The organism is uncultured Clostridium sp. (assembly GCF_963527835.1).
In the GTDB taxonomy this organism is placed as follows: Bacteria; Bacillota; Clostridia; order Clostridiales; family Clostridiaceae; genus Clostridium.
Genome location: NZ_CAURTC010000042.1, coordinates 18,359 through 30,594, shown reverse-complemented (window position 1 = coordinate 30,594; position 12,236 = coordinate 18,359). Strand labels below are relative to the sequence as shown.

General features: G+C 25.6%; 8 protein-coding genes and 1 pseudogene. All 9 read right to left on the bottom strand.

Translation table 11 applies throughout. The features are described 5' to 3' along the window. Positions 1 to 141 precede the first annotated feature (141 nt). Positions 142 to 666: pseudogene (locus tag RYM86_RS15795) on the bottom strand (transposase); the annotation flags it as partial. Positions 667 to 701: 35 nt separating this feature from the next. Continuing rightward, the gene (locus tag RYM86_RS15790; protein WP_315081683.1) at positions 702 to 1,613 is read right to left on the bottom strand and encodes a carbohydrate ABC transporter permease; all 912 of its coding nucleotides are present in this window, start codon (positions 1,611 to 1,613) and stop codon (positions 702 to 704) included. 244 nt (positions 1,614 to 1,857) lie between these two features. Then, the gene (locus tag RYM86_RS15785; RefSeq protein ID WP_315081682.1) at positions 1,858 to 2,745 is read right to left on the bottom strand and encodes a sugar ABC transporter permease; all 888 of its coding nucleotides are present in this window, start codon (positions 2,743 to 2,745) and stop codon (positions 1,858 to 1,860) included. Positions 2,746 to 3,191: 446 nt separating this feature from the next. After that, entirely contained in the window at positions 3,192 to 4,511 is a 1,320-nt protein-coding gene (locus RYM86_RS15780; protein ID WP_315081681.1) for an ABC transporter substrate-binding protein, read from the bottom strand. A gap of 636 nt (positions 4,512 to 5,147) precedes the next feature. Beyond that, positions 5,148 to 6,014, bottom strand: a complete 867-nt coding sequence (locus RYM86_RS15775) for a Cof-type HAD-IIB family hydrolase (RefSeq protein ID WP_315081679.1) — start codon at positions 6,012 to 6,014, stop codon at positions 5,148 to 5,150. Positions 6,015 to 6,101: 87 nt separating this feature from the next. Beyond that, entirely contained in the window at positions 6,102 to 8,108 is a 2,007-nt protein-coding gene (locus tag RYM86_RS15770) for a diguanylate cyclase domain-containing protein (RefSeq protein ID WP_315081678.1), read from the bottom strand. Between the two features lie 444 nt (positions 8,109 to 8,552). Continuing rightward, positions 8,553 to 9,518 carry a DMT family transporter gene (locus tag RYM86_RS15765; RefSeq protein WP_315081677.1) on the bottom strand — a complete coding sequence of 322 codons (966 nt, stop codon included), beginning with the start codon at positions 9,516 to 9,518 and terminating at the stop codon, positions 8,553 to 8,555. 296 nt (positions 9,519 to 9,814) lie between these two features. Next, entirely contained in the window at positions 9,815 to 10,522 is a 708-nt protein-coding gene (locus RYM86_RS15760) for a hypothetical protein (protein WP_315081676.1), read from the bottom strand. A gap of 190 nt (positions 10,523 to 10,712) precedes the next feature. Further along, positions 10,713 to 12,173: an oligosaccharide flippase family protein gene (locus RYM86_RS15755; RefSeq protein ID WP_315081675.1), complete on the bottom strand. Its 1,461-nt coding sequence runs from the start codon at positions 12,171 to 12,173 to the stop codon at positions 10,713 to 10,715. Positions 12,174 to 12,236 lie beyond the last annotated feature (63 nt).

Genomic DNA, 12,236 nt, shown 5'->3' with positions numbered 1-12,236 from the left:
ATTCTAAAAGTCCAATTACAATGCCACCTTTATTTATTGCATATATCAACTTACAATTAAAATAGAATCTAAATTAAAATAGTTACCAAATGATATTTTTTAAATTATTCCTAGATAACTCCTTTTAATCATATATTTATTCTAATATTTTTTTACTTTATCTTCACTTATTTGACATTCTTTTGCTATTTCTGAATAACTATGTCCTGCATTTGAAAGTTTAAATACCTTTTTAGTAAGCTCAATGCCTTCTTCAATTTTTTCTCTATCTCTTTCTAAAAGTGTCATAAACTCCACCTCCATCAATGAATCATTTTTCACTTTTTCAACTCTGCTATGTATCTTCTTAACAAGGCTTCCTTTTGAATTCTTTACTACATCATCAGTTGATTCTTCTACATATTTAAGAAATTCAAGTAATTCATCATTTAAATCATCCACTACTCCTTTTGTATTAAGTAATATCTTTTGAACCTCATCATTTAACCTTATGCTATTATCTTCTAAACAAATGCTTTCAGAAGTATATTTATGGCATCCTTTATTAAATAAATCAAATGTACATATAAAAATTATATAACTCTTTGTGAGTTTATTGTAATCTTCACCTTTAGATATACAATCTAAATCAATATTACCTTGATAATATCTTAATCTTTTTGTTATATAAAATTATTCAATATGTTTCAAATGTACTTTTACTATTCCTTTACACCGGTGTCTCCTATTCCTTTCATAAACCACTTTTGAGCAATTACAAACAATATTAATAATGGAAGTATAGTTATTGTACTTGCTGCCATAACTTGTGGCCATTTTATTCCGTATGCTCCACCTTCAATAAAAAATTGTCTAAGTCCTGATGAAATTAAAAACTTTTCTGGACTCTTTAAAATTAGAGATGGATACATATAGTCATTATAATAAGTTACAAAATTTATTAAAATTAAAGTTATAAAGGTTGGCTTTGTTATTGGGAATACTATCTTCCACAATATCTTAAAATGAGAAGCTCCATCTATTCTTGCTGCCTCTATTAAACTTTTATTAACTTGCAAAAATGCTTGTCTTAATAAAAATATTCCAAATATACTAACTAAATTACTTACTATCAATCCTGAAAGTGTATCTATTAAATTTAAATTAGAAAGCAAAATATAGCATGGAACATATGTAACTGCTGATGGTAACATATATATTGCCATTATCACTCCGAACAATAACCTTTTACCTCTAAACTCTAATAAAGTTAAAGCATATGCTATCATTGCTGCTGTAAATACTTGGAATGCCACTTCAGTAAAAGAAGTAAAAAAACTATTGAACATATATTGTCCAAATTGAGCTTCTTTGAATATCTCTATAAAATTACTCCACTGTGGATTTGACGGTATTAATTTAGGTGGAAAAAGAAATATTTCATCTTTTAATTTCAATGCACCTGATACCATCCAGAAAAATGGGAAGAAAGCTATTATACTTACTAATACAATAAAAATATATCTTATTGTATTAACTAATATTTTTTTATAATTTACTTTTCTTTTGCTAATATTACTTTTAATACTTTCTAAATACACCTGATTATCTCTATATAATTTTCTTTCTACCATATACAATTTACCCCCTACAAACAAAGTGGCTGTGCCACGTCTTTTTTATTTAAAAGTGGAAAGATGAGAGTTGAGCGTCTTGGTTCAAAGCCTTATTATCTTTCCCAAAATATACATTTTAAAATTCCACACTAGAATTTGTTCCTTTACTCTCAATTTTCAACTAATGTTTACTCACTCCTAGGTCCTACCTATTTTTTTAAACTTATAAAACTCTATTATTTTCCATCTTAAAATAAAGTAACTAATAATGTACCCACTTTTTTGAAGCAACAAATTGAATTAGTGATAATACTAAAGTTATAAGTAAAATTACTGTTGCTATTGCAGTAGCTTCTCCCATATTAAAATTTTCAAATGCACATTGATAATACATATATAATAATGTTCTAGTACTTCCAGATGGTCCTCCCTGAGTCAATACTTGAATTTGATCATATGCCTGCAAAGAATTTATTGTTGTTATTACACATAGAAAAAATGTAGTAGGTGAAATTAAAGGTAATGTTATACTCTTAAATTTATTTAATGAATCAGCCCCATCAATTGAAGCTGATTCATATAAATCTTTAGGTATTTTTTCTAGTGCAGTTAAATAAAATATCATAGCCCATCCTATGCTTTTCCAAACAGTAACAATAATTACTCCAATCATAGAAGTGTTTGAACTTTGTAACCATTGTAATTTAGGTAAATTAAATAAAGTTAATATATAATTTGCAAATCCATAATTAGGTTCAAATATCCAACTCCATACAATAGAAATCGCAACTGTAGGAGTTATCCATGGAGAAAATATTATAGTTTTATATATTAGTGATGATTTAAGATTTGACCTCAGTAATAATGCTAAACTTAACCCACCAACTATTGTTGGAAGTAATGTTCCTAATGTAAATATAATTGTATTTTTTAATGCATCATAAAATAATTTATTAGAAAATAACTGACTATAATTTTTCAAACCTACAATACTGTATTGAGCACTTATATAATCCCAATCTGTAAAACTTATAAATAATGATTTGAAAATTGGAACTATCCAAAATATTATAAGTGGAATCATAGCTGGTAATACAAACATAAGTATAGTAAAAATTTCATCAAATTTTTTAGTATTAGATCTCTTCATAACTCTCTCCATAACCCCTTAAATAAAATTTGAATTTCTATTAAATATCTGCTCATCTATTTAATAAACAAAGCTGCAAATATCAACACTATATTAGAATAGTATATAAATTTATATACATCTTCACTTATAACATTCTAAAACTTATCCACAATAGCAAATACTTTTCCACTGTTTTTGTAAACGTTCTGTTGATAGATTATCAGACTTTAATTTCATGCTATGTTTTAGCAAAGTGTTGATATATGCAATAGGCAACGTGGCATTGTAATTGAACTTTGAGAATTGTTAATGAGTATTGTCATATTTACTGATTGTCTCAATTTTATATTGATAGCAAGCTAAAATTGGACTATAATCATTTTTAGTATTCCTAAGTTCAATTATTCAGTCCACTTTGCTTATACATATATCAACACATATTTAAAACATAGGCTAAAGTTTTATTACTTTTTTAAAGTTTTATCTAATTCTGATTGTGCTATTTTTTGAGCTTCATCTAATGCTTCTTGTGCTGATATATTTTCTAATTCAACTTTATCTGCTGCAACTTTTAAAGCATCATATATTTTTCCGTTAGTTGGGTCAATAAATGATTTGCTTGCATGTAAGGCTTGTGTTATTGGAACAAGTGCTTGTGGATTTTTTTCTACATATTCTTTAAATTCACTAGTGTTACATGCTGTCTTATTAACAGGAATATATCCTGAAGCTATTGACCATTTTGCATTAACTTCTGGGCTTGTAAAATATTTAATAAATTCATAAGCGCCCTTTTTAGCTTCTTCATTTGCTATACTTGGAATAACCAAAAGCCTTGCTTCTGCAATTGGTTTTGCTTCTTTTCCCTCTTTAAATGCAGGTTGTTCAATAGCTCCTAACTTTTCAAAGTCTAAATCGCCTTGATCTCCTGATGAACCAGTATATCCAACTGCTCTATCTTGCATAACATCATCAATTGTTGAATACCAGTATTCCCATCCTTGTCCACTTGAATTAACTTTCATAATTTTATCATCATGTATCCACTTTCTAAAATTATCCCAAACTTCTATCCACTGTGGTGAATTTATTAATATGGAACTTCCATCTTCACTCAAAATACTTCCACCATTACTTAATGATGCGTCAATTAAATTATCAGCTCCCCACATAGGTTCCCATCCATAAAATTTAACTTCTTCTCCATCTTTTTTAACCACCTTTTTACAAGCTTCTGAAATTGCATTCCATGTATTTAAAGACTCTATAGATACCCCTGCATCTGCAAATGCTTTTTTGTTATAATACAAAACTTGTGTTGTTCCAAACATAGGAAATGCATATAATTTATTTTCTTTTTTACATGAATCCAAAAATGATTTTATATAGTTGTCCTCATTAAAATCAGTATAATTTACCGTATACTTGTCTACATTTTCAAGTACATCTTTATTATTTAAAATTGAAGCTTTATCTGGTTCTAGAATTGCAAGTGCTGGTGCTTTTTTAGCTGCAATACCTGCTTGTAAATTTTTAAAAGTTGCATCATAATCTTCCTGTGAAATCCCCTTAACTTCATACTTATCTTGAGAATCATTAAAATCACTTATTATATTCTCCATATTTTTCCCAAGTTTTCCTCCAAGACCATACCAATATTCAACTTGAATTTTTCCATTACTACTTAAAGTTTCTTGACTTTTCCCATTATTACAAGAAATTAATCCCACAGAACTAACTGCCACTAATCCTATTGCAAAAATTCTTTTCAATACCCTATTCATTCTATGTATCCCCCTTATTGACACCATAATTTTATTTGTTCATTTTATGAACAACTTCATATTATCACTGTTCAATGTTCAATACAATATGTTCATGCTAAAATTTTACATTTATTCTTACATTCCTTTTATACTAGGAATTTTTACATAACAAAAAATGCAAACTAAAATTCTAGTTTGCATTTTCATATACGCTCTATTTTAAATGATCATTAATTGATACTCATGCTTTTATATATTAAACCTTTACATTTAACATATTTATTTTAAAAGTAGTCTGATAAAATACCCTTAATTATTTTTATTACATGCCTTTTCTATATTCCCCATAGAAATAGTTATCGCTATTGTGCCAATAATACTTAAAATTCCTAATAATATCTCCATAGTATTTCCTCCTAAAATCGTCGCTACATCTTATGATATATTAATCTAATTATATCATAGTTGGAAACTTTATACTATTGTAAGTATTATTAAAATATTCTTATATATACTTATCTTTTTATATACAAATTTTTTAAAATTATAGTTCACATAAATTATAAATTTAAAAATAATCCTCTACATTTAAATATGTGTTGATATATGTATTATTTACTTATACATATATCAACGCTATTTTAAAACATAATATTAAATTTCTTCATTTATTGCTTTGTAAATAGCCTTCGCTACTCCTGAATTATCATTAGTATCTGTTATATGTTTAGCTATTTCTTTTATTTCTGGTATAGCATTTTCCATAGCAAACGAGTTTGGAAATTCAGTAAATAATGAATAATCATTAAAACTGTCTCCTAGAACTATAACCTCATCTTTATTTATTCCCATTTTTTTAATAACTTTAGATAATATAAGTCCTTTTTGCGCTTCTATATTATTAATTTCTACGTTAGTTACAAAAGTTGATGCTACAATTAATCCTTCTATCTTTTCTATATCAAACTTTAATTTTTTAATTACATCTACATCATCATAAAAAACGATGACTTTAGCTATATTTATTTCACTTTCTAAAAATTTATTTATATCTTCTATATACTTTAAATTCAAAAGATGAGGATGAACTTTAGCATTTTCTAATATCTCTTCTTCTGATAAATGAGGATCAAAACTTTTAACCCTATATATCATTCCTTGATATGCTTCTTCTTTAGTGTTAGTTGTATATATTCCTTTATCTGTATACAACTCAACACTAAATCCACCGTTTTTTAAAACTTCTAAAATTCTTCTTGTTTTTTCTTTATCAATATAAATATTTTCTAATATTTTTCCATTTTCATCACGATACTCTGCACCATTCATAAGTATACATTGACACTCTAAGTCACATTCATCAATAAAAGGCTTTACATCTTGATATGCTCTACCTGTTGCTATGGCAAAATGTACACCTCTTTCCTCTGCTTTTTTTATTGCCTCTAAATTTTCTTTTGATATCTTATGTTCACTATTTAAAAGTGTTCCATCCATATCAGAAACTATTAATTTTATCATTATGCTACCTCCAATATATATCTAGTGGTCTAATACACTATATTCCTGTATTCTCATATTAATTATAGTTCTTTTATATTAATTTAACTATATATTACATATATAATAAGTATCTTTTCCTTGTCCTTTAGCAAAATAAAGGGCTTTATCAGCACTTGAAAATAATTCTTCAAAATTCATACCATCTTTTGGGTATATAGCAATTCCAATACTCCCTGATACTTTATATATTCCATCTTCGCCTGTATAATTTTCTCTAAATCCACTAACTATTTCATTAGCTTTTTCACAAACAAATTCATCTGATTGAATACTTTTTAAAAATACAATAAATTCATCTCCACCAATTCTTCCTATTATTGAATTTTCATTAAATATTTCTGTTATTTTAATTGAAATATCTTTTAAAACAGAATCTCCTGTTAAATGCCCTAAGTTATCATTTATAGATTTAAAGTCATCAACATCAATAATAAGCAGTGCATGTCTATCATCTTTTTTGCTTTTATCAATATATTCTTCAATCATATTTTGGGCAGTTATTTTATTATAAATTTCGGTTAAGCTATCCCTTTCTGCCTTAAATAGTAATTTTTCATTTTCTCTTTTTTCATTATCAATATCTGTTATTAATCCTATTGCTTTTATTGGTTTATCATTATCATCTAAAATTAAATTAATTCTAAATTTACACCATATATATTCACCATTATAATTTTTTCTTAATCTAACTTCACATTCTCTATATTCATTAGTGTTTTTTATTCCATCAATTATTGAATTAAACTTTTCTAGATCCTCTTCATGAATGATATTTAATGTACTTAAATCCTTACCTTGAAAAATAGGTTTGTAATTAAATTTATTATTCCAATTATCAGAATAAGTTATTACGTCTTTATTTATATCCCATTCAAATATAATATCATCAGTTTGTTCCATTATAACTCTATAACATTCCTCACTTAATTTAAGTTGCATCTTATTTTTTAAAATTTCATCCATCAATCCATTAAATGCTTGCGATATTTCTCCAAACTCATCCTTTGTGTTATATACAAATCTACTTTTATAGTTTCCTTTTTTTATTTCTCTTATTGAATTTAACAATCCATAAATTGGTTTAGAGAAAAAATTAATAATAAGAATATAAGTTATCACTACTAAAATACAAATTATAATAGATATATAAGTCATAAACTTAATACTATCTTCAAGAGGCACTATAAATTCTGACCATTCAACACCACTTAAAACTACCCAATCTGAATTATTTATTTTATGAAAATATCCAATTTTATCAATTCCATCAACATTATATTCAATTAAACTACTTGAATTATTTTCAAAATCCACATTTTCCCATTCGTCTTTTAAAGTATTGGGTTTATTTATATTATATATATCCTTATTCAAATACTCACTTATAGTTGCTGCTACATTTCCTTGGCTATCCATAACTATTATTTTGCCAGTATTAAAGAAGCGTACCTCATTAACAACTTTTTCAAAGTATTGCATATTAATAACACTAGCTATAACCCCTTGATACTCCTCATTTGAAAATATTGAAATTGCTATAATTGCACTTTTTTCTCCATTATTAATTGTTTCATCTTCTATGATATTAGTAATCAAGGTTTCTTTATTCTTAAATTTCATTATATCGCTATCATCAAAAATAGCTTTATTACCAACACTATTACTGTCACTTGATGCTATTATCGCATTATCTTTACTAATTAATGACGTTTTAACTAAATAAGGTTGTTCATGTTGCCTTGACTTTAAAATATCAACTATAATCTCTCTTCTAAATTTTATTTCTTCAGATTTATCTAATATATTATTATTGAAATCATATAAAAAATCATGAGTTATCTCCATATTTGAAATAACATTAAGATTAATTAATCTCTCATCAAAAAAATTTTCTAAATGGGTTGATTGATCTCTTGCTGCTATTATTACATTTTCTTTAATTAATTCAATGGATCTTTCACTAAATTTTGTAATATATATATTCATTGTAATTAAAACAGGAATTGTAGCTAAAAATACTGCAAAAATAATAGATTTCTTTTTTATATCCATATTGCACCTCAATAATTTTTACAATGTTTTTCTTCGAACTATAAATAAATTTTTTAGCTCCTATATGATTTAAATTATATCCTAAATTAAAAATTCTTATATTTTAAAGGAAGCCTAGTTAAAAAATTTTAATAAATATATATCATTTAAATAAAAATGACAATTGTTATTGTTAATTCTAGAATAAAACTTGTTTTTCTTTTTTTGCTAAATTTCTACTATAAATATAATACATAACTTTATAGCACTATGTATAGTTTATTTTAATTAAATTTCGAAGAAAATTCTTACATTAATTTTATTATTGTGGATTATTTTAAATTAATAAAAACATATGAGCTAAAAAAATCTCTAGGTAAATTTATAATATCTTATTTTACCTAAAGATTTTCTATCTGTATATTTAAAAACTAATATTTTTTATTTTAATTAATGCTTAAATTTTTATTCTGCAAATTCTATTTTTTCAATTTCTTGTTCAGGCTCTTTTGCAATAAAATAAACTCCTATTATAACTAAAACACTACTTAAAATAGTTAAAGCATTTATTTTGTTTCCTAAGAATATGGCATCAAATACAATTGCCCAAACAACATATGTTATATTTACTCCCATTGCCCTAGTTGCCCCAATTTTATATATTGCTGTGTAGTAAAACAAATATGATATGGTAGCTGCTAATGCTGTTCCTCCAATCCAAAATATAGCGCTATACTTAAAAATATTAAAACTAAGGCCTATTCCACCAACTATAGGAACAATAATTAATCCATATACAACTGCTGAAGTAAATTGTCTTATTTGTAGTGCAAATTCCGAAGTCACTTCATTACCTTTCATTCCATATGCACACACTACGCATTCACTTCCCCAACCAAATGCACAAATTATTGCAAATATAAAGCCTATTGGATTAGCAGCACTTGTTGTAGATGTATATCCAAGTATAGATACCCCTAAAATAGCTGCTACTAAACCAATCCATGCACTTTTATTTATTTTTTCTTTTAAAATTATAGTAGCAAGTACTGCTCCAATTGCAGGATATAATGACGAAATAATAGCTGTATAAGATGGTCCTATATGTTTAACGGATAATAAATATCCACTCATACCAATAGGTCCTCCAAGTAATGCCGCAAGAGCAACCCATAAAGCACTCTTCGTTCTAATTGCTCTAAAAAAGTCACCTAATTTTTTTCTTAATCCAAGATATATAAATGTCCATATTGCAGAAAAACTATCATGTAAAAAGGCTGTTATTATAGGGGCAAGTATTATAGCTTGCTCAGTTTCTATAAATGGTGTCATTGCTAATATAAATCCCATAAGAACTGTATCAGCTCCCCATGATATAGCTGAAATAATTCCACAGCCTACTCCTTTTTTATAATTATTATTAAAATTCATTTTAAAGTCCCCCTTTTATTGCTGTTACTCAACATATTAAATATTATTTTCTTTAGTTCATTTTATGAACAAGCTAATATTATCATTGTTCATTGTTCAAAGCAATATGTTCAGAAATATATTTTTTGTGTGGCTTATAATTTCTATACTCAACGCAAAAAGAGCAAAGTTACTAATAACTTTACTCTTTTATAAATTATGTCATTTAAATTATCTTGTATTTAATATTCCTTTTAAAACATAAAATATATTTAATCAAATAATTATTAAAATAATTATATTATGTCATATTTAACTTAAACTCTTAAAGACCCATCTTCATTTAAATAATATACATTTCCACTTTGATCTTTTATAAGTCCAGTTTCCATAATGCCGCTTGAACTTAAATAATACCACTTGTCACTATCTAAAACCCATCCATTTTTCATAACACCATCTTCACCTAAGTAATACCAATATCCATTATGAAGTAACCAATAAGTTTTTTTATCTCTTGTAGACGGATCTATAAAATACCATTGTCCTAAACTTTTAACCCATCCTACTTCATCATTGTCATTATAATTTTTATTATAATCTATATATAATTTACAAAGTTCTTTTTCATTTATCTTATCCTTTATAATCACTGTAGTTAAACCAATCTGAAGGTTATCTATAAGTATTACCAAGTTTCTATTATCTAAAACATAACTTGCAGATTTATTATTTTTATTTGGATTTAATATCTCTATATTAATATTATTTATATTAATATTATCTAAAAATTTAACATTAATTAAAGTTCTCCCAATATTATTATATACACTTGCCTTATACTGATTTTCTTCTTCAGATATCTTAATAAGTTTTTCACCACTTAACAAGTTTAAATTATCTGTTGATTCACTTGATTCTGTTGTTGTAGCATATACTTTTGAATTAAAATCAAAGGTTACAATATTTAAACAACATGCAGTTATAAGCACTAATAAGCTTCTTTTTATAATTCTCCTAACCATAAGAATATCCCCCTCTTTTTTAGCTTTTGAATTACTATATATTCTTTTATTTACTTACTAATAACTTATGTAAAATTGTTTCTTAATAGAACTAAAAGCGTGAAATTTTAAAAATAAAATTTCACGCTTTTAGCTTTTCTAGATATCAACACGCTACTAAAACATAGCCTATTTTAAATACTCTTAATTATTATCTTTTAAATTTCCTAAGTAAAGTATTTGTAAGTTGTAAAAATACTTCATCTTTAGTCATAAATAAAATTCCTACATATACTATTCCACATGCTAATACTGATAATGCTGAAATTAAAAATACACTATTTATAAAATGTTTAATTAAAAATATTAGTGGAATAAATAGTAATGAGTAGTAGAAGTACTTAACATTTTCAAATGCAAATAAATCTATATCTATTTTAATAACTTTTCTTGCAAATCTATATTCAAGTACTATAACAATTAAATTTGAAATAAGAGTTGTTATGATAGCATTTGTAGGTGTAAAATGTCCTGTCATTGCTAATGCAACATTTAATATAACATTTAAAACCCCACCAATTAATACTAATTTAACATCATCTTTTTCTCTTCCATTAAGATATATCATTTGATTAGCTATTATTCCTTCTACTCCAATAGTTAACATATAAAGAGAAAATACAAACATTATTGGTATAGCCTTAATGAATTGTACTCCTCCATATAAAAGAATTATTTCCTTAGAAAGACATAACATACCTATAGAAGCTGGGAATAAAAACATAAAATATATTTTTATAATTCTTCTTAAAAGAGACATATATTCTTCTCTTGAATCATTTCCTAAATAATTAGAAAGTCTAGGCATAGTTACTTGGATAATAGTAAGCATTAATGTATTTATTATTGTCATTATTTTTTGGGCCATACTATAATATCCAACATTAACAGTATCTACTCCGAAGGTTTGGCTACCTAGCATTATCTTATCTAATTGAGTATATAAAATATTTACATTAGATAAAATAACAACAAAAAACATCGGTTTAATATGCCCTTTAAAATGTAAATTTTTAAAATTAAATTTCACTCTTTTCTTTATGTATACAAAACTCAAAATATTATTTATAAAATTAAATCCTACTACTAAATATAAGTATAAATTAAAATTACTAATATCTCTTATGCAAAATATAACTAATAAGGAATAAATTATCCTAACAATCATAGTCTTCATCGCTATGAAATCATAATTTTCTAATGCTTCATTAATCCATTCAACATAAAAAAGATTAAACACAAGATTAAACCCTAAAATCATACAAGTATAAAAATCCGGTCTATTTCTTCCTACTGTACATACATATATCATATATATTGAAGAAACTAATATATTACTAAATAGAGTAAATAAGAATAAACTTGTAAATGTTTGTTGAAGTTTTTCTTCATCATCTCTAACTTTACTTATTTCTCTTAATCCATATTGAGAAATTCCAAAACTTGCAAATATTAAAAACCATCCAGTTAAAGATTCTGCATATGATATATGCCCATATGATTTATCCCCTAATGTTTGTGCTATAACTGGACCTACTAATATTGGTAATACAATATTAAATAAATTTAACGATCCTTTAAACAATGCATTTTTCGATATTGATTTTGACATATTGTAGTCCTCCTATAATCGCTAAATGGATTATTTTACTTCTACTATATTTTACACTAACTA